Here is a 23086-nt window from a genome sequence, read left to right as displayed (position 1 = left end):
TGAAAAAGCGTTTTGCTAAGAACCGGAAGCAACTTGATAGTGCCGAATTAAACCGCCGACTAAGTCAGCGGGAGTTGGTCAACCATGTGCCACCGGAAATGTACCTCCGTATCCGATAGTTGAGCTCAACGCCATTACCGTTGTTGCCAACTACAGGAAGGGGTGCGAAATGAACTCGCAAACAATTCAGCAGAGGCCCGCCGGCCTATCAGCCGGCGGGCTTCTCCGCGTCCGGGGCAAGCCGCGCGCTATAGAAGGAGCATACAAAAAGATCCGTGCATGGAACTCTATTCCAGAATTCCACGCACGGATCTTTTTTGCTTCGTCCCGGGGGACTTTCTAGCGTTCGATGTCGCCGCGGATGAAGGCTTCGACCTTTGCGCGAGCCGACTCGTCGTCGTACTGCTCTGGTGGGGACTTCATGAAGTAGCTCGAAGCCGACAGGATCGGGCCGCCAATGCCGCGGTCAAGCGCGATCTTGGCTGCACGCACAGCATCAATGATGACACCGGCCGAGTTTGGCGAGTCCCAAACCTCTAGCTTGTATTCCAGATTCACCGGAGCATCACCGAAGTTGCGTCCCTCGAGGCGAACGAACGCCCACTTGCGGTCATCGAGCCAGGCAACGTAGTCGCTAGGTCCGATGTGCACGTCGTCAGCGGTGAGCTTGGCCGAGGTGTTCGAGGTGACTGCCTGAGTCTTGGAGATCTTCTTGGATTCCAAACGATCGCGTTCCAACATGTTCTTGAAGTCCATGTTGCCGCCGACGTTCAGCTGGTAGGTGCGATCAAGCACCACGCCACGGTCTTCGAAGAGCTTGGCCATCACACGGTGTGTGATGGTGGCGCCGATCTGCGACTTGATGTCGTCGCCCACGATTGGCACGCCTGCATCGGTGAACTTCTGTGCCCACTCCGGGGTGCCGGCAATGAAGACCGGCAGGGCGTTGACGAAGCCAACGCCTGCATCGATAGCGCACTGAGCGTAGAACTTTGCTGCGTCTTCGGAACCCACCGGCAGGTAGCAGACCATGACGTCGACCTTGTTTTCCTTCAACGCCTTGACGACGTCAACAGGGTCGGTGGTCGACTCTTCAATGGTCTCCCGGTAGTACTTGCCCAGACCGTCCAGGGTGGGCCCGCGCTGCACGGTGACACCGGTGGCTGGTACGTCGGCGATCTTGATGGTGTTGTTTTCGCTGGCCAGGATAGCGTCGGATAGGTCGAGGCCGACCTTTTTCGCATCCACATCGAATGCCGCAACGAATTCAACGTCGGCCACGTGGTAATCACCGAATCGCACGTGCATCAGGCCCGGAATAGAGGCATTTTCGTCGGCACTTCGGTAGTACTCGACACCTTGGATAAGGGAAGTGGCGCAGTTACCCACACCAACAATGGCAACGCGAATCGGGCTCGCCGACACATGAACTCCTAATGAAATATACAAATCTGTGGGCAAAATGACCGCGCGATAGCACAGTCTATTAATGGGCCCTTAATGATCTTAAGACCTTTTGGCCAAGAAACATTCCCATAGTGGTTGCAATCACCGGATGTTTCAACGGAAGGCAGGCTGATCGTGGTGAGTTTGGCATGCAGCAATCCGGGAAAAGGCGGATCAAGGAGCTATTCTTGTACAAGAGCAAAGCCAATTATGCCTATGACTGCTACTGAAAGAATAACGAATTTCCTACGTCACTCGCATAGATAATTTTGATCATGACATGGACCTTGGGTTTGATTGTCGTGACAACTTCATGTGTCTGCGAATTTTCAGCAATACCCTGAGCACTGGTGTCGGAAGTGCCGTCCGGACCCGTTGACGAAGTGGTTGGTGCTTGATGAAAGCCAGAATCTCGGGATCTGTTTTTAGCTGACCGCCCCGGGCACGATGCGCGAGGATGGTCAAAGATTCATTGAACGTGTTGTCCACACGGTGAAAATAGTTTTCTCGTAGCCAGGGCTTGTTTGCCGGTTCAAAGTTCAGGTCCTCGAGGTCCTGCAGAGTACCGAGCAATCCGGAGGATTCGAAAACGACGTTGATCATCTGGGCATTTACGCCGAAGTCGGAGAGCACCATGGTCGGCAATCCGCGATCGATCGACTCGAGCGCTGCCGTGGATGAAACGGTCACGAGCGCGCTATGCTCCGTAAGCACTTCAGACATGCTGCCGGTCACGAAGCGCAGATGCGTGGACTTTCCCAACCGGCCAGAGCGAACAAGCTCTTCAAAAAGTAGGTCATAGGGGTAGGCCTCGAGATGCGTCTGCGGTTCGCCAGCGCGCGCTCGCAATTTGACCATGACTTCCAGTCCCGGATTGAGCCGAGCGGCCTGCTCGAGCGAGACCAGAATGCTCTCGCGTTCGGATTTACCGACAGGCACCTTGGCCTGCGGTGCAAAGACCAGTCGCTTGATCGGGGCAGATGAACTGGTGGGAAAACCCGAGGAACGCAGAAAGGGAAGCTTGCTGACCATGATCGTTGGCTGATGACCCTCGTGGTCGAGGTTCATAAATGAAAAATCGCGCGCCTCGGCGTGTGAATGGCAGATGAATGCGTCACCTGGCCGGCGGTAATTCCATCCTTTGCGGGTGGCAGGATAGGCGACCCCGGGAAGCGCGGAGATCAGCGCGGTGCGTCGTTGGTCCACCGGCTCGGTGCGCAGCATTCGAGCATACAACTCGGCGACCACTGGCCCAGTGGCGGCGGCGAAGACGACATCTTCGCCAACGGTTTGCGCATTGAACTGATTCAAGGCTAAGACCTCTAGATCTGCGGGGTCGAGGTCGGTTCCCTCGAATGCTGCGGCGATCTGTTCTTCGGTGGGCATGACAGGGGTGCGCGCCAATACGACGCGACGGTCCCAACTCGGGCCCAGACGGTGCAGGAATGTGGTGGCGAGTTTCAGATACGAGTCTGAATCCGCGACCGCAAGAATTGCTGGTTTCACGAGGATCGTCACACCCTCAACGAGCTTGATAGATGGTCACGAAGATCTTGCGAGGTGCTCGGCGTCCACCAATGACCCGGCACCGGTTGCGCGTACAGGTTACGTGCTTCATTACCGAGCAGGAGGCGCAAGGAGGGAATGACGGTAGAAGGAAGCGCCCTGATTTCTTGTCCGGGACGCAAATCGCGCAATCGCATCTCGATCGGAATCGTATGCTCCTTCAGCACCACGTTGGGAATCTGCTGTAGTTCTTCCAATATCTGCGGAGTCTCTCGGCGGTGCGGGAAGAAGGCTACTGGCCCTTCTGCGGCAATGGAACGAATCCATTGCAGATACGGCGCGGCATGAATAATTCCGTCCGCCGCCATGGCCGAGCCGATGAGCAAGGTCGGTTCGGTGAATCGTTCGGCGACGGGTTGAGTAGCTAGCCACTCGAACCTGTGCTGGGCGAACTTGATGCCCAGCGCATCCATGCGCTTCCTGATTTCCGGTTCAGCCTGCAAGGCAGAGACGATCAGCAGACGTCCCTCTCGAGCCAAGCCGCGCAGCCGGTGCCACATCGCCAAGCCCAGGCCCACGCGGGCAGCGGTGTTCTTCGCGCGGGCGCGCACCACAGCGGTAGGTTCCTCGCTGACCAGCTGCCGGATCAGCGCCAACGTGGCCAGCCCATCATCGATGATGACAATTTCCTTGGCCTTGACCCCGGTCAGCATGGTGCGCTGTATCCGGCCCGAATAGGCATCGCCGGTGACGTACCTGTCTCGCGCCGAGCTAGGCTGCGGTGGCCTTTTGGCCGCGGGCATGAAGTGCAAACCAGCCGGCGAATTTCTCAGCAGTGCGCCGGTGGTTGCCTCCAGCGGCATCCCGCGCCGCGGAATGATGCGCACCTCATCGCCGAGCAATCCGGCGGCGTGAGTTTCCACGGCCGAGAGCAGCTGCAGGGGAGATTCCACCCACACATGGGCGGTGCCAAAGCGTGGCCGTGGCACTTCCTGGGTGTCGGGTTGGGAAATTTTGATCATCGTATCGTTCATTTTGCCAGTCGACTCAGGGATTTGGACATGGTGTCCAAGGTCCGTGAGCCGTGGCGCAGCATGTGGCGGGATACGCCACGGACCTTGGCCGGCACCGAACGACGTGCTTGCAAGTGGGCCCACTGCGGTGGCAGCGCAAGCTTGGTGATGCGTCGACGCTTGAAGTGGGCGGAAAACACGCCGTAGTGTTCGGCGAGGAAAGCCTCGGCGACCGGGCGCAAATGCGGGAGCTGCGTGGACTGCATGCAATAAGAAATGGCACCGAGCAAGTCGCTGAGCATGTCGATGCTTCCGGCGCGAGCGGGAGCCGGCAGGTCCTGGACAAAGAGCCCGTGGATGATCGATAGCGGAATACGGTTCGAGTTCTCATAGGGGGCGAGAAGCTGCAGCATCTTGGCGGTACCCACGGCCTGAACCGGCGTACCGAGCACATAGTGGGCGGTGACCAGCGCCGTGGAGAAGCAGGAGATGACAACTTCCGGCTTCGCCGCGAGGATCACGGTTTCGGCCAGATGATCGGTATCGAGCAGATGGAAATCCAGCTCGAGGTCTTGGGCGCGGGCGCGCAATCGGGCCGCCGAGGTGGCGCTGGCCGACGGGTGGGCCTTGAACAAGATGGTGTGCAGCCCTCGGTCCTTGGCGGCTCGGAGCATCTGCTCGTGCAGCTCTAGTTCTTCCTCGGCATCCATCAGGCCGAGGGAACCCAGATACTGGCCGAGGATCAGGGCGGCGCCCTCGGGCAGCTGCAGCTGCGCCTCCCGTGCAAGTTGCGCAAAGACCGGCGCCAGCGCGGTTCCCTGCAAGACCAAGCGTGATGGTTGCTGCTCGGCGAGCAGCTGCGGCTCGAGGCCCGGCACCAGATCGACGTGTATGGTCCCGGCCAGGCGCTGGGCCATTGGGACCTGCAGCTTATTGCGCGTCGGACCGTAGGACATCAGACCGTCCGAATGCACCCAGATCGACGCGTCGAAGAAGATCCGCGCCAGCGCCCGAGCCGGGTTTACCTGGATCGATTCGAGAACTAGCGTCAGCCGTTCGTCTCCCAGATCCCAGGCACTGCGCAGCAAGCGTTCGAAGATGAGCAATTCGTCTTCGCGCGGGTTGAACTGGGCAGGCCGGCGCGGGGAGATCAGCGCGGCGAAATCCACCACCCGATCGAATCGGGCGGCAAGCTCGGCGAATCCCGGGGCTTCGTGAAGGGGCGTGGTCAGTTCGGGCAGCTGCGAGCCATTGGCGAGCACCAGAACATATTCATCTGCCTGCGGCAGCAGTCCGGCGTCGGCCATGGCGGCCAGGGAAGCTAACTGAAAATAGCTGCTGGCCTCGACTAAAGCGATCATTTAGCGGCCCCGACCTGAAGGAAGGAAAGGATGTGGCGGCGGCGCGCAATATCCATTTCGAGCGCTACCTGTTGTGCAATATTAACGTCGATGGTGGTGAATATCTTTCGTAGCTGCTGTTTCATTTCTAGCCGCACCTGTGGCGGGTAGTGCTTGGCGCGTTTCTCGTGATGGCACACGATCGCGAAGAACTGGCGCATCGCCTTGGGCAGGTGGCGGTCGGCGTGCTCATGGGCACGCACCTCCTCCAGGATCCGCGCATAGGCCGGAATGAAGCCGAGCTGGCGCTGGTCGAAGACCTGGGTGAGCGAACCGGGCAACCCGCGGCGGTAGAACACTCCGGGGTAGGAGATCACCGCGTAGCGGCTGGTGCGCAGATGCAGCTTCCAAAGCCACAGCCGGTCCTCGGCGCTGTGCAAGTCCGCGTCGAACAGGTAGGTGTCCTTGCTGCGCATCAGTTCGGTGCGATACATTCCCGCCCAAACGAAGGCATAGTCCACCATCGAGGGGGAGTCGATCGGCTCGATATCATCTGCCGGGTTCAGGGGCAGGCCGCGCAGCGCCTGCGGGGCGCGGTGCAGCACCCGGTTAGTTCCGGTCACCCGCACGTGGTCGGTGCGGACGAAGTCCACGTGCAGGTCTTCCAAGGCCGCGGCCAGGGTGGCGAGGTGTTCCGGAGCGTACCAGTCGTCCGGGTCCAGGAAGGTGAAGAATTCGCCGGTGGCCCGCTCGAGCCCGGCGTTGCGGGCCGCGGAGACTCCGGCGTTTTCGGTGAGGCTGACCAGCTCGAGGCCCTCGAGCTTCTGCTGGTAGCCGAGCACCAGATTCGCGGTCTGATCGGTGGAAGCATCATCGACCACCAGCACCTCTAGTTCCCACTTGCCCAGCTTTTGGCGGGTCAGCGAGGTGAGGGCATCGCAGATGTATTCCTCCTGGTTATAGGCGGGAATCACCACTGATATACGACCGGGGATCAAACTCATGGTTCCTTCTGGGCTAGGCGGGGCAAAAATAAACGGCGGTTGGACCCAATGGCGAGTCCAACCGCCGGTTGTGTGCCGTGGCTAGGCGTCGACGCGGCGCAGGCGCGAAAGCGGTGCCAGCTCGCCCGGGAAGACCTTCTTCACGCCGTCGCCCATGGCCTGCTCGAGGATGCGGATGTCGCGGATCAGCGATTCGAAGCCCTTTGGCTCCAGCGAAGAAGCCTGATCCGAACCCCACATGGTGCGGTCCAGGGTGATGTGGCGCTCGACGGTGACCGCGCCCAAGGCGACGGCTGCCAGCGAGATCTGCAGGCCGCGCTCGTGGCCCGAGTAGCCTACCGGCACCTGGTAGCGCTCGCGCAGGGTCTCGACCATGCGCAGGTTTGCCTCTTCTGGAGGCAATGGGTAGGTGGAAGTTGCGTGCATCATAACCAGCTTGTCGGTGCCCAGGGTCTCCACCGCGGTATCGATCTGCTCGATGGTGGACATGCCGGTGGACAGGATGATTGGCTTGCCGGTCTGCGCGAGGGCCTTGAGCAGCTCGATGTCGGTGACCGAGGCCGAGGCGACCTTGTGGGTGACTGCACCCTGCTCTTCCATGAACTCAACCGAAGGAACGTCCCATGGGGAAGCGAAGGCGTGCAGGCCCTTGGAAGCAGCGTAGGAGATGAGCTCCTTGTACTGTGCCTGGTCGAACTCGACGCGGTAGCGGTAGTCCAGGTAGGTCATGTCGCCCCATGGGGTGGAGCGGATCTTGTCGCGCATGTCCATCGGGGTGGAGATCTCCGGGGTGCGCTTCTGGAACTTGACCGCGTTGGCGCCGGCCTCGGCCGAGACGTCGATCAACTGCTTGGCGATCTCGATGTCGCCATTGTGGTTGATGCCGATCTCGCCGATGACGTAAACCTGCTGGCCGGTGCCGAGCAGGGATTCGCCGATGGCTACTGGCTTGATTTCGGTGTTCACAGAGGTCATTGACTTGCCTTTCATTGGGAAAACTTGGGAATTCAAACTTGAGGATTGGAGCGGGCCGCGAGGACCAGCTCGGCGAGCTCACGGACCGCACCATTCCCGCCGGGGCGGGTCAGGCGGTGCCGTGCGGCTCGATGCACCTCGTCGCTGGCGTCGGCGACCGTGATCGGCCAGCCGACCAGCTCCATAGGTGCCAGATCATTGATGTCATTGCCTACATAGGCAACGCGGGCCGGGTTGATCGACTCGTCGACCAGCCAGCGGGCCAGGTATTCGGCCTTGTTGTCGATGCCGTGGGCTACCTCGACATTCAGTTTTGCCGCTCGGGCGGCGACTACCGGATTGCGTTCCTTGGACAGGATCAGGAACTTCACGCCGGCCGCTCGTAGCCGGGCCACGCCCATGCCATCGGAGCGCGAGACGCGCACGGTTTCGGTCCCGTGTTCGTCCACGTAGGCGGTGTCCGGGGTATGCACCCCATCAAAATCGGTGACGACCGCATCAACCAGGATCGGTTCGCTGTGCTGCGGGACGCGCAGTTGCGCCAGCGCCAGGTCCGCTTCGGTATCGATGTCCATCCCGTGTTCCGCGGCGACCTCGCAGATGCGAACCCGGCCGAAGAACCGGTGCTTGGCTGCCTGGAATCCGGCGGTTTGCATGGCGTAGAACGCTCCGGTCTCCAGCCAGCGGGCCTCGCGGTCTTGTCGGCGCGGCCGGTTCGCCGCGTCATGTCCGCTGGCCAGCGCGAGCCCCTGGGGATCGGCGGTCCAATGGAATCCGTGGTCGGGTACCGCGGCGAAGCTGACTTCGGCTTCGCCGTCGCGGACCGCTCCCACTGCAGCGTCCAGGTCCGCAGGATCGATCAGCGGGCTGGTGCACTGAATGAACAAGGTGATATCCGGAGTATCGGAGACCTTGGACAAAACATCGAGAAGCACCGCTTCGCTGCTAGCCGTGTCTCCGGCGATATCTGCCGGTCGGCTGATCACGGTGGCCCCGTAGGCGAGGGCTTCGGCCTTGATTTGTTCATGATCGGTGCTGACCACGACTTCGCTGACTGTCGTCGCAGAACGCGCCGCAAGGATGGCCCTGCCCACCAGGGAGATGCCCCCGATGGTGCGTAGATTTTTGAGCTTGACGCCCTTGGAGCCACCCCGGGCTGGGATGATCGCTAGGACGCTGGGCTTGTCGGTTTTACTCACATCCATGAGCCTAGGAAGCCCAGTTGGCCACCTGCCCTACATCAGGTTAACGCAGGGTGAAGAGCAGGTTTAGCTTGCTGGGAAAACCCTGTATGCCCATGTCATTGAGCTTATCCAGTCGTTTTACGGTTCTCCGGCCGCTAGTTGGGCGCGCAGCACTGTCAAGTGTTCGTCCAGTTTTTGGCGTTCTTCACCGGTGAAGCGGCGGACCTGCATATCAAGGACGGCCCGGGCGCCAGACTCGTCTACCTGCAACAGGTCGCCCAGGCTCGCCACGGCAGCGGCGTGGGAATCGGTTTTTTCGATTGCCGCGAAAACTTCCGCACGCCGGTCGATGGCTTGGGCCAGCGCCTGGAGGAGCTGCAGCGACCGGCCCAGGCTTTCCTTGGATTGACTATGCATAGTGGCATCCTGCCACCTGCGCGAAGGCGATGGAAGCGATGCGAATAACCGAATCAACGGACTAAATGGTGCAGTGCGGGGCCCCGGCGAACTAGGCTGGAACCTATGAGTGCCCCGAATAAGCCGAGCCAGCGTGGTCCGCTGCGGATCACCGTCCCCTCGAGGGCTGACGGATTCCTGCGTCAGTTCACCGCGCTGGTCGGTGGCCCGTTGGGCCGTCACAGCGATCCGGGGCGAGTCAGTCCCGGATTCTTCAGCGTTGAACGAGTCATGATCCTGCTGACTACCCTCGGCGCACTGTTCATGCTCTTGGCAAAGAACCCCTGCAGGCTTAATGGTTGGGGCGGTTCCAACCCCTACGTATATGCCTGCTACACCGACTGGGTGCCGCTCTTCGGGGCCCGCGGATTCGCCGACAACCCGTGGGTTCCGTTCAGCAGCGGGGCCGAATTCGAATACCCGGTGCTGATGAGCGCGGTGGCCTCGGCGGTTGCCGCGCTGGTCCCGCAGGGTCTGGAGAACCGCTCGCTGCTCTACTTCGATATGAACCTGGCCATCGTGGCGATCCTCTGGGTGGTGACCGTGGTGTGCACGCTGCGCATGGGCGGGCGCCGTCCCTGGGACGCGGCGATGGTGGCGATCGCCCCGGGCATCATCCTGACCGCGAGCATCAATTGGGATATGTGGGCCGTGGCACTGCTTGCCATGGGCATGCTGTCCTTCGCCCGCGGACGCATACTACTTGCCGGGGTGCTGATTGGCTTGGGCGCGGCGATGAAGATCTACCCGTTCTTCATCCTCGGAGCGATACTGGTGATCGCGCTTCGCACCGGAAAACTCAAGGTCTTCTGGGTGACCGGCGGCGCCGCCGCGGCCACCTGGGTCCTGGTAAATCTGCCCTACGCACTGGCCTATCCGGACTCCTTTAGGCACTTCTTCACCTTTTCCTCGGAACGCGGTGCCGGGCTTTCAAGTTTCTGGCATGCGTGGAACGCGGTGGCAGCAAAAACCGACTCCATGGGCACCTTCGAGGCAGAACAGATCTCCCGTTACGGCCTGATTCTGTTCTTCATCTGCTGCGCCGGTGTTGCGGTGCTCGGTCTGCTGGCCAAGCGTACTCCGCGCCTGGGGTCGCTGGCATTCCTGATCATCGCATCCTTCGTGCTGGTCAATAAGGTCTACTCTCCGCAGTTCATCGTCTGGCTGATTCCGTTGTTCGCGCTGGCACTGCCACGCTGGCGGTTGTTCCTGGTCTGGATGATGGTGGAGGTCGCCCACTTCTACGGGCTATGGAACTATCTCGATGCATTCTCCGGAGAGCAAGACCCACATAAAACCTTCCCGGAAATCGGCTACGTGGTGCTGGTGCTCGCGCATATGGGCATGCTTGCCTACTTGATGTTCCAGGTGGTGCGCTCGATCCTTGACCCGCGCCGCGATCCAATCCGTGCGGTAGGCCAGGACGACCCGCTGGCTGGTGCCTTCGCCGGAGCCAAAGACGTTTTCACCTTGCGCGGACTGCGCAAGCCCGCTAATACTTCTCAGGAGCAACAGCTATGAGCTCGATTGCAGTGGTTGGTTCGGGACCCAATGGCCTGGCCGCCGCCGCGGTGGCCGCCCGAGCGGGACTGCGAGTAGAGGTCTACGAGGCGAACGAGACGATCGGCGGGGCCGCGCGAACCCAGACCTTGGAGGGCTCGAGCGCGAAGTTCGACCTGGGTAGCGCGGTGCATCCGATGGCGATGCTCTCCGAGGCGATGCATGAGCTCAACGTGCATAAACGGGTCGACTTCATTGTCCCGGAGCTATCTTTTGCTCATGTCCTTGGCGAACGCACGGCCTACGCTTGGCGGGATTTGAAGCGCACCGGTGAGGACCTGGGCGCACGAGACGGGGTCGCCTATACCCGGCTGCTTGGCCCGTTGGTGGACCGAATGACGCAGCTGGGGGACACCTTGCTGAACCCGTTGCTGAAGGTACCGGCGCATCCGGTGACCCTGGGCATCTTTGGCGCCGCAACGCTCGGCGGCATGGCGCTCAAAGATGTGCTCTCAGGGAAGTTCCCGCAGGCGGCCGCACTCTATGCCGGTTGCGCCGCACATGTGGCTGGCGGATCGCGCGGTCCGGCCAACGCCGGGGCCGGGCTATTTCTCGCGGCCGCGGCCCACAGCCAGGGATGGGCCATCCCGCGCGGAGGGTCGCAGGCCATCTCGGACGCGCTCGCCGCGGAAGTCACCGCCCATGGGGGCAAAATCCATACCGGGCACAAGGTGTCGCATGTCGACGAGCTGAATGCCGAATCGGTCCTGCTCGATACCTCCGCCGAAGACGCGGCGAGGTTGGGCCGCGGAAGAATTCCCGAGAAACTGGCCAAGGCGTTGAACCAGACCCGGCGCTCGCCGGGGAGCTGCCTGATACATTTTGTGCTTCGTGAAGCGGTTCCATGGAAGGACCCGGTTCTTGGCCAAACCGGTACCGTCCACCTAGGCGGGACCGCCCGCCAGATCGGCCGGGCCGAACGCACCGCCAACCGGCGTACCGCCGAGCATCCATACCTGATCGTTGCCCAACCCTCGGTCTTCGACGATTCGCGGGCCCCGGATGGAGAACAGGTCATCTGGGCCTACTGCCATGTGCCATTGGGCTCTGCCGCGGATATGAGACGCCAAATCACCGCTCAAATCGAGGCCGCGGCCCCGGGATTCGGCGACCTGGTCAAGGAAAGCTATGTCGTTCCGGCCACCGGGTTAGAACGGCAGAATGCCGCGCTGGTGGGTGGTGACCTATCGGGCGGAACCATGGATCTGCTCGGCAGCATCATGCGTCCCCGGCTCTCCCCGGAGCCGTGGTACCTGCAGTCCAAGGGGCTGTACCTGATTTCTTCGGCGACGCCTCCGGGACCGTCGGTACATGGCATGGCCGGCTACCTCGGCGCCAAGGCAATGCTCCGTCGCGAATACTCTCTGGGAATCTGAGACTTAAGGACTTTGATGGATTCGACGTACTTCGGGGTTTTCCCGGCATTCATCTTGCTGATCTTGTGGGCGGTCTTCATTGTTCGGTACCGCAAGGATCCGCGCCGGTTGAGCAACGCGATACTGCTCTTTCCGCTGGTGCTGGGGAGTATCTCGCTGAGCATCAACCTGCTGACCAGTCTGGTGCCCGGCCTCGGCTTAGTGCTTGTGCTGGTCTTCCTGCTGGCGCCACTGATCTATCTCGTGTTTGCCGGCGCGCTGATCCACAACGGTGTCGTGATGTGGCGGCGTGAAGGTCCAAGGATGTCGAACCTGCTCTCGCTGGTCGCGGGGCTGGCGGTTCTTGGCCTGCCTGTCTTGGCGTTTGCGATCTTGTCTATTAATACCTGGTGGGCCTATGCGTTCGCCTTTGTCCTGTTCATGTCCTCCTCCCTGGCCGCTTGCCTCTTCTCAATGCTGCTGCTCTATGCCTGGGTGCAGGCGAAGTTCCCCTCCAAGGGGCAGGGCGCCGCGGTGGTAGTGCTGGGGGCACGCACCATTCAAGGCAAAGTCACTCCCTTGCTGCGCGGGCGATTGGATAGGGGAATCTCGCTTTACGAAACCGCTTCCGAGCCTAAGCCCTTGTTGGTTCCGAGCGGCGGGCAAGGTGGCGACGAGGTGGAGCCCGAAGGCGTGAGCATGGCGCGCTACCTGCAGGAGCAGGGGATACCCGAAGCGCAAATCATGGTTGAAGACCAGGCGAAGGATACACTCCAGAATCTGACCTTCTCCGATGCGTTGGTGCGTCAGCAGAAAGTCGAAGGCCGGCTGTGGGTGGTGACCAGCGACTACCATGCGCTGCGGGCGGGCTTTGCTTCTCGCCAGCTCGGGTTGGATGCACGCGCCTTCGGCGGCAAGACCGCGGCCTATTATCGGCCGAGCGCCTTCTTGCGTGAATGCGTGGCCATCGTGCGGGATCACAAGCTGGTCGTGGGGTTGCTAGCGCTGCCTTTCGCCGCGGTGGTCATCGGTGCCCTGGTGCTTCTGTTGAACTACGACCAGGTACGCTAAACAGCACATACGTGCACCTATAGGTGTATGCGGATTGCCGCTGAGCTGCCGGCTCAGTCTTTGGAGTGAGAGCCAAAATCAGCATTCGGGGCGGTGCTTTCCAGCTGTTCGGTTTCTAAACTGGAAGTATGATTCAGGCACATGAGTTAACCAAAAAATATGGTGCGAAAACCGTAGTCGACAACGTGTCGTTTACGGTGCAGCCGGGAATGGTGACCGGATTCCTTGGCCCTAACGGCGCGGGCAAGTCAACGACCATGCGCATGATCGTGGGCCTAGCCAAGCCAACTGGCGGGCAGGTCACCGTCAATGGCAAAAAAATTCGCCTCCTCCAAGCACCCGCTGACCGAGGTGGGCGCGCTACTTGAGGCTAAATCGGTACATAAGTCGCTCTCCGCGCGATCCCACCTGCGAGCCATGGCGGCCACCGGCGGAATTCCGGCCTCCCGAGTTGACGAAGTTCTGGAACTCACCGGCCTGAGCCAGCTCAACCGCAAGAAGGTCGGTGGCTTCTCGCTGGGCATGGGACAGCGTCTGGGGATCGCCTCGGCCTTGCTCGGGGACCCGCAGGTGCTGATCTTGGACGAACCGGTTAACGGACTGGACCCCGAAGGTGTCGCCTGGGTGCGCAATCTGGCCCGCCAGCAGGCGGCCGAGGGGAAGACCGTATTCATCTCCTCGCACCTGATGAGTGAGATGGCGCAGACCGCCGATCATCTGATCGTGATCGGCCGCGGCCGGATCCTCGCGGATGCTCCGATCAACGAGTTCATCGATGACGGGCTATCGCAAACCATTGTCCGCTCCAGCGATCTGGAGCTGCTGATGAGCAGCTTGGCGGCCGATGGGGTGCAATTGACCCGTCTGGATGCGGATACCTTGCGCGTCGCCGGCCCGGATTCCGAATCGATCGGCCGCCGTGCCCTGGAAGCCGGAGTCGTGCTGAGCGAGTTGCGTCCACTGCAACGGACCCTGGAAGACGCGTACATGGAATTGACCCGCGACGAGGTCGAATACAAATCACGAATTCTCAACGAAGCAGTTGCCGGAGGAACGAACTAATGAGTACTCAGCTCGCAACCCCAACACGCGGCAAGGTCACCTTCGGTGGTGTGCTGCGTTCGGAATCCATTCGCTTCTTCTCCCTGAATTCCACCCGTATTCTGCTGCTTGTGGCGATCGTGCTCAATATGGGCATTGCCGCCCTTGGCGTGTGGGGAGTTGGCTCCTTTGCCGGCGAGGCCCCGCCGATGCCAGGCGCCCCCGACATGTCAAGTGCGGCCTTTACCGCAGAACTCGTGGGTTCCGGCCTGGCGTTCTCCCAGCTGATCCTCGGCGTTTTGGGCGTGCTGCTCATCAGCGGAGAATTCACCACCGGTTCGGCGGTGAGCACCTTCTTGGCCAGTCCGCAGCGTCTGCGCGTATTCGCCGCCAAGGCTACGCTGATTACCCTGCTATGCGCCGTAGTCCAGGTCATCGGAAGCACACTTGCCTACCTGGTATGCATGCCATTGGCCAAGAACTACAACATGGAGCTGGACTACTTCGGCGGTGATTTCCAGAACGTGCTCTGGTTCGGAGTCTTGGCTGTGGTGATGGCCGCGCTGATCGGTTTGGCCCTGGGCGCACTGCTGCGCAACTCTGCAGGTGGGATTACCTCGCTAGTGGCGTTGTTCTTTGTGCTTCCCGCGGTCACCGGGCTGCTCACCTTGCTTGCCGACTGGGTCCAGGACATCGTCCGTTTCCTCCCGGATAATCTGAGCATGTCATTGGCTATGCCGCTGTCCTACCCCAGCGAGCTTGAGCAGTGGCAGCAGCTGCTCGGGGTAGCCGGATGGACGCTGATTCCGCTCATTCTGGCCGCTTGGCTGTTGAAGAGCCGAGACGTCTAAGAAGAGTTGCAGCAGCTGAGCAAACTAGACTGGATGATATGAGCCAAACATCGCTGCAGGAGCCGATAGTCTCCTTCGACGAGCTGGCGGCCAAGCGGATGGGCCGGGTACGCAGGTACCTGCGCACCCATCCGCGTGTGGTCGTTGTGGGAACCGTAGTAATCTACTTCTTCTTGGCGCTCCCCAACACCGTCATGATGGCCTATCTGCCACAGGTACCTCCGGCGCTGTATTTGCTGCTGACGGTGAGTATCGGGCTGGTGCTGCTCTGGCGTCGTAAAGCGCCGCTCACCGTGCTGAGCATCGTTTTTGTCCTTGAATTCGTTGGCATATTGATTGCCGGCCAAGGCGGCGGAATGGGCGGGGTCGGCATGACCATCGCCCTGTATACGGTGGGAACCAGTTATTCTGGCCGGCGTGCGATCCCCATCGCGCTGCTCGCCGGCTGCTTCCAACTGTTGATGATGGTGCTGATGGGTTACCCGGACCTTTCGGATCTGAGCGCGCAACCAGATGAAGAAAACCTCGATGACGCTGCGGCTTCCGGTATTCTCATCGGTGTCACCGGCGGATTCCTGATTGGCATTTACGCCGCGGCCGCGGCTATCGGTACGAACATCCGCAATGCGCGCATCCACGAGGCCGAGCTCAACCACTGGGCCTCACAGGTCTCGCGCCTGGCCCAGGTGCAGGAACGGAACCGTATCGCCCGCGAAATGCATGACGTGGTCGCCCACTCGCTTTCGGTGATGATTGCGTTGTCCGAAGGGGCGCGCGTGGTCGGGCGGCGTGACCAGGAACGTTCCGAGCAGGTGCTCAAGGAGCTCTCGGGCACCGGCCGGGCGGCGCTCGCCGACATGCGCCGCATGCTCGGGGTACTACGCCAGAATGAGACCGGTGAGCCAGAGCTTAAACCAACCGGCGGCAGCCTCGACCAATTGCTTGAGGGCTTCCGTGTTGCAGGATTGCCACTGACCTACACATACACCGGCAAGCAACTTCCCGAAGACGCCGCCTTCCAGCTGACGATCTTCCGCATTATCCAAGAGTCGTTGACCAACTCCCTGCGCTACGCCCACAATGTCAGCAACGTGCAGGTGCGAATGGAACGCTGTGCGAGCCAGGTGCGGATCGAAATCATCGATGACGGTGATGCAACCCGTGTGCCAAGCGTCGGCACCGGTCAGGGACTGCGCGGAATGCGTGAACGCGTGGCGCTTTTTGACGGAACGGTGAACGCAGGGCCGGCGGCCAATGGCGGTTGGATTGTCAAAGCCACCTTGCAATTGCCCGAATACAGCACGCAGAATCCAAGGTCCAAGGAGTAGCTCATGGAAGAAAATATTAAAGTGCTGCTGGTCGATGATCAGCCGCTGCTGCGCATGGGCTTCCGGCTGATACTCGAAGGCGAAACCGATATGCATATCGTGGGGGAGGCAGCAGATGGCCTGGAAGCGTTGACACAGACCGCGGCGTTGACCCCGGACGTGGTGCTGATGGATGTGCGCATGCCGAAGATGGATGGCCTCGAGGCGACCGAACGGATCGCCAAGCAGCATCCGGAAACGAAGATCATCATCTTGACCACCTTCGACCTGGATGAGTACGCTTTTTCCGGTTTGCAGGCCGGTGCCAGTGCCTTCTTGCTCAAGGATGTGGCACCCGAGGAGCTGGTCTCCGCGGTGCGGCTGGTTGCTTCGGGGGATGCCGTTGTTGCACCGCGCGTGACCGCGCGACTGCTCGAGACCTATGTGCGCAACGGCGCTAAAGGCCAGCCTGCGAAGAATGCGGAGGCTCCGGAACGCGATCCGCTACTCGATGATCTGACACCTCGGGAGCAGGAAGTGCTGCGCGCCCTGTCCGAGGGGCTGTCCAATGCGGAGATTGCGCATCGGTTCTTCCTCTCCGAGGCGACGGTCAAAACACATGTGCGACGCATCCTGACCAAGCTGCATCTGCGAGATAGGGTGCAGGCCGTGGTCTACGCCTACGAGACCGGATTGGTGATCCCTTCGCAGGGGCTGGACTTCTAAGGTTTTTGCAAAGCAAAGCAAAGCAAAGCAAAGCAAAGCAAAGCGCTGCGGGCGGCACCNNGGTGCCGCCCGCAGCGCTTTTGAGCCTAGCGGCGCTTCTGCGCCTTGCGCTCTCTCCTGGCGGTGGCACGCAGCTGGATCACGCGGGCAGCCCCGGCTGCCGCGATGAGCAAGCCGCCACCGACGGCGGCAATGAACAGCGCCAGTCCCAGATTCACCTGGCCTTCGTAGCTGAAGTAGCGCAGCGTCACCTGGTCCTGATTCTGGGCAATGAAAATGATGAGCAGCACCAGCACAATGAGCCCCAGCACGGATGCCGTCCAGATCCGTCCGAGCCTGGTGGCGGGCAACTTGGACTCCGGTTCGGGCGGCGGGGTCTTGGTCTTGGATTTTCTCGGTTTGCCGACCGGGTCGGCAACCGGTTTTGCTACGGCAACCTCAGCTGGATCTGGTGTTGGTTCGTGACCAACCGGGATCTCATCTGGGCTGTGAGGAGTCGATGTCATGATTTCGCTCGTTTCCTAGTTGGCTACTTTCTGCCAGCATTGCCCGAATACAGGCACTTCGTCAAGTGCAATACCTTTTGATTCGCTGGTCAGAGCCCTTCGATGTTCACGAATGCCGAAGGTGAGCCATGCATCGAGTCAGTCCGCGGGTCCCCAATCCGGCGCGGACTCCAAAAGTCAGCAGGCAAGTTGCCGAAAACTCCATGGTGTCTTCGTTGGCATAGCCGGTCACGGCAGAAGCCCACTAAGCTGGACAAAGCTCGGCAATTCAGGCCGACACCGCAACCTGATGAAAGAAGTGAGCACCCAGTTATGGCACAAGCCGCAGCAATGGCCCACATTGCAGACCTGGCCGAATACGTAGCGACCTCCCCGTCGAGCTTCCACGCGGCAGCCAGCGCTGCCAAACGATTGGAGGCCGCGGGCTTCACCGCCTTGGACGAATCAGCCGCGTGGAACCTCAGCGCGGGCTCCTACTACGTGGTGCGCGACGGCGCCGTCATCGCCTGGGTTCAGCCCGATGCAGCCACCGCGACCAGCGGTTTCCACATCCTCGGTGCCCACACCGATTCACCCGGTTTTAAGCTCAAGCCCAAACCGACCACCAGCTCCAACGGATGGTGGCAGGCAGGCGTCGAGGTTTACGGCGGTCCGCTGCTGAACTCCTGGCTGGACCGCGAACTGGTGCTCGCCGGACGTCTGGTGCTGCGCGACGGGTCCGTGCACCTGGCTCAGACCGAACCGCTGCTGCGCATCCCGCAGCTCGCGATTCACCTGGACCGGCAGGTCAACGAAGGCCTGACCTTGGACAAGCAGTCCCACACCAACCCGATATTCGGCGCCGGGGATCTGGCAGACGCGGACATCCTAGGCATTCTGGCGGCCTCAGCGGGCGTGGACCCGGCCTTGGTTGCGGGCTATGACGTGCTCACCGCTCCGGCTCAGCGCGGCGAGGTCTTCGGCCACGGCAAGGACTTCTTCGCCAGTTCGCGACTGGACAACCTCACCAGCGTGCATGCCGGGCTGATCGCATTGACCGGTTACTCCCGGAATCCCTCGGGCAACCACATCGCCATGCTCGCCGCCTTCGACCACGAGGAAATTGGTTCGGCATCGCGTTCCGGTGCCAGTGGACCATTCTTGGAAGAACTGCTGGGCCGGATCCAGGCATCCTTCGGCGCGAGCACCGAGGATACCGCCCGGGCGATGTCGGCCTCGGTCTGCCTCTCCGCGGATGCCGGCCACGCGGTGCACCCGAACTATGCGGAGCGTCACGACCCGGCCAACCGACCGCAGCTCAACGGCGGTCCGTTGCTGAAGATCAATGCCAATCAGCGCTACGCCACCGACGCGGTCGGGGCGGCTGCCTTCGCGAATTGGTGCGAGAACGCAGGAGTTCCATACCAAGAGTTCGTCTCGAACAACCGGGTACCGTGCGGTTCGACCATCGGCCCGCTGACCGCCACCCGTTTGGGCATCCGCACCCTGGACGTAGGCGTCGCGCTGCTTTCCATGCATTCGGCACGCGAGATGTGCGGCGTTGACGATCCTTGGTACCTCTCGAAGGTTTCCCGCGAGTTCTTCGGAGCCTAGGCAATAATGATCTCAGCTCCAAATGAACTCAAAATCTTGCTCTGATTCTGAGTTCATTTGGAGTTTGAGTTAGTCGTTGCCGCTGAGTCCGTGGGCAGCTTCGAACCTCGGGGTACCGCGGCACTTGATGGCATAATCGCCTGCATGACGATCTTCGCTCAAGACCTGTTGGTGTTCCAGCAGACCAAAAACATCTCGAAGAATGACTTCGCCATCAGGGACGGCGCTGGCGTGCAGGTTGCCCACGTTGAAACGGGTGGCAGCGCGCTGGGCCGAATGTTTGCCGGGGCCCGGCAGCTTACGGTCTTTGATGGTCCAGGCAATCCGGTCCTACAGGTGCAAGACACCATGACCTTGGGCCGCGACCGCTTGGAAATCCTTGATGGGCAGGGCAATCCGCTGGCTAGTCTGGTCAAGCGAATCACCTTCTTCAAAACTCGAATCACCATCGATTTCCAGGGCGAAGAGCTGGAAATGTCAGGCGATATCTGGGGATTCGATTTCCAGGTCACCGGGGCTGTGGGTGCGCTCGCCAGCGTTTCGCGCGAATGGTCGGGTATGGGCAATGCCCTGCTCGGAAAGTCCACCTATGCCTTGCGGCTTGCCCCAAGCCTCACGATTGGGCAGCGTCAGGCCGTCATCGGTTCGATCTTGGCCCTCGATCTTATTCGGGAGAAGCAAAAACGTAGCAGCTGATGAGAGTTCCGCGTCTTATACTCCCTGGCACGTTCATCGGCGAGGCGTAGCAGCTTGGTAGCGAGCCAACAGCGCCCCGGATCGGCAGGTGGATGGCGATACGGATTTTTTGGCTTCTTGCGGCTGCCGCACAGGGGATTGGTACCTGCCGATGGCCTGCGGGTCATCGGATGGTTGCTATCCGTTAACCCGGCGGTGGTCGGATAGGACTCTATGAGTTCTCCTTCTGCTGCCCCCAAGAATTTCCGGCCCGAGATCCAGGCGTTGCGCGCCCTCGCGGTCCTTTTGGTGGTTGCCTACCACCTGGAGCCTGGACTATTGCCCGGTGGTTATATTGGCGTGGATATCTTTTTCGTGATCTCCGGCTTCTTGATCACCTCGCACCTTTTGCGGGAGGCGCAGCGTACCGGAACGGTGAACCTGGCGTCCTTCTTCGCCGGGCGTGCCCGCAGGATCTTGCCGGCCGCAATGCTCGTCATTCTGGTGGTCGTTGCGGCGGCCCTGGCCATCTTCCCCAAAACCCTATGGGGGACAGTCGGCGTGCAGGCCCTCGCCTCGGCCTTCTCGGTGCAGAACTGGGTGTTGGCCGCGGATTCCGTGGACTACCTGGCGGCCGAACAGGCACCCGGACCGCTGCAGCACTTCTGGTCCCTAGGGGTTGAGGAGCAGTTCTACCTGTTCTGGCCGCTGCTCGTGCTGGCGGTCTGCATGCTGGTCAAACACAACCTTCCCGGCCCGCGAGCCGATCGCTTTGCGTCCCGCCGGCGGATGCTGTGGATCGTCTTTACGGCTACTGCCCTGATCTCCTTGGGCTACTCGATCTTCACCGGGTATTCCGGGAACCCGGCCGGCTACTTCATCACAACCACCCGCATCTGGGAACTGGCGGCCGGCGGGCTGCTCGCCCTTGCCGCGGATGGGCATGCGCACGGTGCCTTCAGGCTGCCGCGCTGGGCCGGTTCCTGGTCGGTGCGCAATGCCCTGGTGCTGCTCGCGCTGACGGCAATTCTCGGTGCGGCCTTCAGCTATGACGCGCAGACCGTATTCCCCGGCATCGCAGCCGCCCTCCCGGTGCTTGGCTGTGCGGCCATCATTGCCGCAGGCAGCACCTCGGGTCCCGGTTCGTTGCACGCGCTGGTGAATTTTGCTCCGGTGCAGTGGGTCGGCTTGGCCTCATACTCTTTGTATCTCTGGCACTGGCCACTGATAGTTTTCGCCATCCACCTCACCGGGCATGATCCGACCCCGGTGGAATCATTGGCTCTCTTGGCAGGATCCCTTGCATTGGCCTGGGCCAGCCTGCGTTTCGTCGAAACCCCGGCACGCCATTGGCGGCCAGTGGCGGCCTCCGCGAAGCGCTCGCTGCTCGCAGGGGCCACGGTGATCGCGGTGGTTGCATCGGTGGCGCTGGTTCCGGGCGTTGCGCAGCGCGAATCGATCGAACGCGAGCAGCAAGAAGTCGCGGCGCTGCTGGCGAACCCGCCGGCCGGCTTCGGCGCCGCCTCCGTATCCGTTGGCGCCCCGGCCTATCTGGCGGATCAGCCCCAGATCATTCCGGTGCCGGCAACGGCCGAAGACGATCAGCCGGATTTAGGCGAATGCGTGCAGGACCCGCAATCCACCCGGATCAAGGAATGCGAATTCGGCAGCGAGGATGCCACTTTTGCGGTGGCCCTGGTCGGCGACTCCCACGCGGCCCACTGGTTCGAGGCGCTCGCCGGCCACGCCAAGGAGCGCGGTTGGAAGGTCGTGACCTATTTGAAGAACTCCTGCCCGTTCAGCGCCGAGAGCCGAACCGCAGAACGCGAGGGAGGGATCAACTGCGCCGAAGCCAATGAGCAGACGCTGAAGAAACTGAGCGAACGCGAGGACCTCAACGCGATCGTTGCGGCTAATTGGGGCGGAGCGAGTTTCGTGGGGGATGCGGGGCGCGGATACGCCGAGCAGTGGGGCAAGCTCGAAGACGCGGGACGCCAGGTGTACGCGGTGGTCGATACGCCGCGGCCGCCGCAGGATTCCTATGCGCGGGACTGCGTGGAGCAGCACTCCTCTAACCCGGAGCAATGCTCCTTCGAAAAGGAGTCCGCCTTCGAAGAGGGGGATGCCACCCGGCAGGCCGCGAAGCTTGAACCCCGGGTTCAGGTGCTGGATTTCAGCGATCAGTTCTGCATCGACCAGCGCTGCCCGGCGGTCATCGGAAATGTACTGGTCTACCGGGATAAGCATCATGTTTCGGACACCTATATGCGCACGTTGGCGCCGGTGTTCGGCGATCGTCTGGAAGCTGCGATGGACGGCGAGCAATAAAGAGTTCATGATCTAGGACACCAAGGGTTCTGCCTAGACCGACATCTCGGGTAGGATTGAAAGGTCTGTGCTACTGCACGCCCGAAACTTGGGTGCCGCGGAGCACGGATAACGCAAGAACCTCCTGTTGCGGAAATGCCGCGACCGTTTAGCCCAAAGGAGGTGGGTTCACATGCGTGCTTATGAACTTATGGTCCTCATCGATCCAGAGGTCGATGACCGCACCGTAGAACCAACCATCGAGAAGTACCTCGAGGTTGTTCGCGCTGCTGGTGGATCGATCGAGAAGGTCGATATCTGGGGACGTCGCAAGATGTCTTACGAGATCCAGAAGAAGGCAGAAGCCATCTACATCGTGGTGAACTACACCGCGGATCCAGCTACTTCGTTCGAGCTTGAGCGCCAGCTCAAGATCAACGAGCAGATCCTGCGCCACAAGGTCACCCGTCCGGAAGAAGCCCGCGTTTAATTACGCTGGCAACATCTTCCGTTGTACGACAAACGTTCATTCTGAGTAAGGAGAGTCAATGGCAGGCGAGACTGTTATTACCGTCATCGGAAATCTGACCGCCGATCCGGAGCTGCGATTCACGCCATCCGGTTCAGCCGTAGCGAACTTCACGATCGCTTCGACTCCTCGCACCTTCGATCGCCAGTCCAATGAATGGAAGGACGGGGAAGCCCTGTTCTTGCGTGCATCGGTGTGGCGAGAGGCTGCAGAAAACGTAGCCGAGACGTTCACCAAGGGCATGCGAGTCATCGCCCAGGGTCGTCTGCGCTCGCGTTCGTACGACACCAAGGAAGGCGAACGTCGCACCGTCATGGAGCTAGAGGTCGATGAAATCGGCCCGTCGCTCCGTTTTGCATCCGCCAAGGTAACCCGCACCCAGCGCTCCGGCGGTGGCCAGGGCGGCTTTGGCAACAACGCCGGCGGTGGAGGTTTCTCCAACGCGCCGCAGCAAAATGCCCCACAGCAGCCGCAGCAACAGCAGCCGCAGCAGGGCGGTGGATGGAATGCTCCATCCAACGACCCGTGGAGCACCGGCGGCAACTCCGGCGGTAACAATGGCGGCGGCGGTGGCTGGGGTAACCCGGGCAACGACGAGCCACCTTTCTAACAATTATTTATTCACCATCCCGCAGATCTCT

General features: G+C 61.1%; 20 protein-coding genes and 1 pseudogene. 12 read left to right on the top strand and 9 right to left on the bottom strand.

The window, feature by feature from the left end; translation table 11 throughout:
- Window positions 1–339 precede the first annotated feature (339 nt).
- The 8 genes from CIK76_RS00765 to CIK76_RS00730 all read right to left on the bottom strand — a co-directional run bounded on the left by CIK76_RS00765 (window position 340) and on the right by CIK76_RS00730 (window position 8885).
- Window positions 340–1425 carry an inositol-3-phosphate synthase gene (locus CIK76_RS00765; RefSeq protein ID WP_096282887.1) on the bottom strand — a complete coding sequence of 362 codons (1086 nt, stop codon included), beginning with the start codon at window positions 1423–1425 and terminating at the stop codon, window positions 340–342.
- 294 nt (window positions 1426–1719) lie between these two features.
- Window positions 1720–2952: a DUF6716 putative glycosyltransferase gene (locus tag CIK76_RS00760; RefSeq protein WP_255248290.1), complete on the bottom strand. Its 1233-nt coding sequence runs from the start codon at window positions 2950–2952 to the stop codon at window positions 1720–1722.
- 8 nt (window positions 2953–2960) lie between these two features.
- Window positions 2961–3986: a hypothetical protein gene (locus CIK76_RS00755; protein WP_096282883.1), complete on the bottom strand. Its 1026-nt coding sequence runs from the start codon at window positions 3984–3986 to the stop codon at window positions 2961–2963.
- The gene (locus CIK76_RS00750; protein ID WP_096282882.1) at window positions 3983–5326 is read right to left on the bottom strand and encodes a polysialyltransferase family glycosyltransferase; all 1344 of its coding nucleotides are present in this window, start codon (window positions 5324–5326) and stop codon (window positions 3983–3985) included. Before CIK76_RS00750 ends, CIK76_RS00755 begins: the two co-directional genes overlap by 4 nt.
- Window positions 5323–6309, bottom strand: coding sequence for a glycosyltransferase family 2 protein (locus CIK76_RS00745; RefSeq protein ID WP_096282880.1), 987 nt, complete (start codon window positions 6307–6309; stop codon window positions 5323–5325). Before CIK76_RS00745 ends, CIK76_RS00750 begins: the two co-directional genes overlap by 4 nt.
- A gap of 81 nt (window positions 6310–6390) precedes the next feature.
- Complete coding sequence (locus tag CIK76_RS00740; RefSeq protein ID WP_096282878.1) at window positions 6391–7284, bottom strand: N-acetylneuraminate synthase family protein; 894 nt, start codon at window positions 7282–7284, stop codon at window positions 6391–6393.
- A gap of 32 nt (window positions 7285–7316) precedes the next feature.
- Window positions 7317–8489: an acylneuraminate cytidylyltransferase gene (locus CIK76_RS00735; RefSeq protein ID WP_096282876.1), complete on the bottom strand. Its 1173-nt coding sequence runs from the start codon at window positions 8487–8489 to the stop codon at window positions 7317–7319.
- Window positions 8490–8606: 117 nt separating this feature from the next.
- Entirely contained in the window at window positions 8607–8885 is a 279-nt protein-coding gene (locus CIK76_RS00730; protein WP_096282875.1) for a DNA gyrase subunit A, read from the bottom strand.
- A 105-nt stretch (window positions 8886–8990) separates the two neighbouring features.
- Here CIK76_RS00730 and CIK76_RS00725 point away from each other — a divergent pair, with 105 nt between their 5' ends.
- The 7 genes and pseudogenes from CIK76_RS00725 (at window position 8991) to CIK76_RS00695 (ending at window position 16835) form a co-directional block, all read left to right on the top strand.
- Window positions 8991–10445: a glycosyltransferase 87 family protein gene (locus tag CIK76_RS00725; RefSeq protein WP_096282873.1), complete on the top strand. Its 1455-nt coding sequence runs from the start codon at window positions 8991–8993 to the stop codon at window positions 10443–10445.
- On the top strand, window positions 10442–11860 hold the full coding sequence (locus CIK76_RS00720; protein ID WP_096282872.1) for an NAD(P)/FAD-dependent oxidoreductase: 1419 nt from the start codon (window positions 10442–10444) through the stop codon (window positions 11858–11860). Before CIK76_RS00725 ends, CIK76_RS00720 begins: the two co-directional genes overlap by 4 nt.
- Before the next feature lie 15 nt (window positions 11861–11875).
- Entirely contained in the window at window positions 11876–12910 is a 1035-nt protein-coding gene (locus CIK76_RS00715) for a YdcF family protein (RefSeq protein WP_096282870.1), read from the top strand.
- A 128-nt stretch (window positions 12911–13038) separates the two neighbouring features.
- A pseudogene (locus tag CIK76_RS00710) lies at window positions 13039–13972 on the top strand (ATP-binding cassette domain-containing protein).
- The gene (locus tag CIK76_RS00705; RefSeq protein ID WP_096282868.1) at window positions 13972–14802 is read left to right on the top strand and encodes an ABC transporter; all 831 of its coding nucleotides are present in this window, start codon (window positions 13972–13974) and stop codon (window positions 14800–14802) included. Before CIK76_RS00710 ends, CIK76_RS00705 begins: the two are co-directional and overlap by 1 nt.
- Before the next feature lie 38 nt (window positions 14803–14840).
- Window positions 14841–16130 (top strand): sensor histidine kinase, encoded by a 1290-nt coding sequence (locus CIK76_RS00700; protein ID WP_176484041.1) that lies wholly within the window; start codon window positions 14841–14843, stop codon window positions 16128–16130.
- Between the two features lie 3 nt (window positions 16131–16133).
- Window positions 16134–16835, top strand: coding sequence for a response regulator transcription factor (locus CIK76_RS00695; protein WP_096282863.1), 702 nt, complete (start codon window positions 16134–16136; stop codon window positions 16833–16835).
- An 86-nt stretch (window positions 16836–16921) separates the two neighbouring features.
- Here CIK76_RS00695 and CIK76_RS00690 read toward each other — a convergent pair whose 3' ends face one another.
- Window positions 16922–17341 (bottom strand): lipopolysaccharide assembly protein LapA domain-containing protein, encoded by a 420-nt coding sequence (locus CIK76_RS00690; RefSeq protein WP_096282861.1) that lies wholly within the window; start codon window positions 17339–17341, stop codon window positions 16922–16924.
- A gap of 312 nt (window positions 17342–17653) precedes the next feature.
- On the opposite strand from CIK76_RS00690, the gene CIK76_RS00685 reads away from it, so the two are divergent.
- From CIK76_RS00685 to CIK76_RS00665, 5 genes are all read left to right on the top strand, one after another.
- On the top strand, window positions 17654–18934 hold the full coding sequence (locus CIK76_RS00685; RefSeq protein WP_096282859.1) for a M18 family aminopeptidase: 1281 nt from the start codon (window positions 17654–17656) through the stop codon (window positions 18932–18934).
- A 144-nt stretch (window positions 18935–19078) separates the two neighbouring features.
- Window positions 19079–19630 carry an LURP-one-related family protein gene (locus CIK76_RS00680; protein WP_141393421.1) on the top strand — a complete coding sequence of 184 codons (552 nt, stop codon included), beginning with the start codon at window positions 19079–19081 and terminating at the stop codon, window positions 19628–19630.
- Between the two features lie 213 nt (window positions 19631–19843).
- Entirely contained in the window at window positions 19844–21937 is a 2094-nt protein-coding gene (locus tag CIK76_RS00675; protein ID WP_096282855.1) for an acyltransferase family protein, read from the top strand.
- A gap of 172 nt (window positions 21938–22109) precedes the next feature.
- Window positions 22110–22406 carry a 30S ribosomal protein S6 gene (gene rpsF / locus CIK76_RS00670; RefSeq protein WP_096282853.1) on the top strand — a complete coding sequence of 99 codons (297 nt, stop codon included), beginning with the start codon at window positions 22110–22112 and terminating at the stop codon, window positions 22404–22406.
- A gap of 58 nt (window positions 22407–22464) precedes the next feature.
- Window positions 22465–23055, top strand: a complete 591-nt coding sequence (locus CIK76_RS00665) for a single-stranded DNA-binding protein (protein WP_096282851.1) — start codon at window positions 22465–22467, stop codon at window positions 23053–23055.
- Window positions 23056–23086 lie beyond the last annotated feature (31 nt).

Origin of the sequence: Glutamicibacter sp. BW80 (assembly GCF_002332385.1) — a bacterium.
Lineage (GTDB): Bacteria > Actinomycetota > Actinomycetes > Actinomycetales > Micrococcaceae > Glutamicibacter.
The sequence above is the reverse complement of the archived record's forward strand: the minus strand, read 5'-3'. Positions and strand labels throughout refer to the sequence as shown.

Coding starts and splice junctions, on each gene's coding strand:
- CIK76_RS00685 (WP_096282859.1), top strand. CDS start 17,654: ATGGCACAAGCCGCAGCAATGGCCCACATTGCAGACCTGGCCGAATAC.
- CIK76_RS00730 (WP_096282875.1), bottom strand. CDS start 8,885: ATGCATAGTCAATCCAAGGAAAGCCTGGGCCGGTCGCTGCAGCTCCTC.
- CIK76_RS00745 (WP_096282880.1), bottom strand. CDS start 6,309: ATGAGTTTGATCCCCGGTCGTATATCAGTGGTGATTCCCGCCTATAAC.
- CIK76_RS00740 (WP_096282878.1), bottom strand. CDS start 7,284: ATGACCTCTGTGAACACCGAAATCAAGCCAGTAGCCATCGGCGAATCC.
- CIK76_RS00755 (WP_096282883.1), bottom strand. CDS start 3,986: ATGAACGATACGATGATCAAAATTTCCCAACCCGACACCCAGGAAGTG.
- CIK76_RS00690 (WP_096282861.1), bottom strand. CDS start 17,341: ATGACATCGACTCCTCACAGCCCAGATGAGATCCCGGTTGGTCACGAA.
- CIK76_RS00695 (WP_096282863.1), top strand. CDS start 16,134: ATGGAAGAAAATATTAAAGTGCTGCTGGTCGATGATCAGCCGCTGCTG.
- CIK76_RS00735 (WP_096282876.1), bottom strand. CDS start 8,489: ATGGATGTGAGTAAAACCGACAAGCCCAGCGTCCTAGCGATCATCCCA.
- CIK76_RS00705 (WP_096282868.1), top strand. CDS start 13,972: ATGAGTACTCAGCTCGCAACCCCAACACGCGGCAAGGTCACCTTCGGT.
- CIK76_RS00700 (WP_176484041.1), top strand. CDS start 14,841: ATGAGCCAAACATCGCTGCAGGAGCCGATAGTCTCCTTCGACGAGCTG.
- CIK76_RS00665 (WP_096282851.1), top strand. CDS start 22,465: ATGGCAGGCGAGACTGTTATTACCGTCATCGGAAATCTGACCGCCGAT.
- CIK76_RS00715 (WP_096282870.1), top strand. CDS start 11,876: ATGGATTCGACGTACTTCGGGGTTTTCCCGGCATTCATCTTGCTGATC.
- CIK76_RS00750 (WP_096282882.1), bottom strand. CDS start 5,326: ATGATCGCTTTAGTCGAGGCCAGCAGCTATTTTCAGTTAGCTTCCCTG.
- CIK76_RS00680 (WP_141393421.1), top strand. CDS start 19,079: ATGACGATCTTCGCTCAAGACCTGTTGGTGTTCCAGCAGACCAAAAAC.
- rpsF (WP_096282853.1), top strand. CDS start 22,110: ATGCGTGCTTATGAACTTATGGTCCTCATCGATCCAGAGGTCGATGAC.
- CIK76_RS00675 (WP_096282855.1), top strand. CDS start 19,844: ATGAGTTCTCCTTCTGCTGCCCCCAAGAATTTCCGGCCCGAGATCCAG.
- CIK76_RS00725 (WP_096282873.1), top strand. CDS start 8,991: ATGAGTGCCCCGAATAAGCCGAGCCAGCGTGGTCCGCTGCGGATCACC.
- CIK76_RS00720 (WP_096282872.1), top strand. CDS start 10,442: ATGAGCTCGATTGCAGTGGTTGGTTCGGGACCCAATGGCCTGGCCGCC.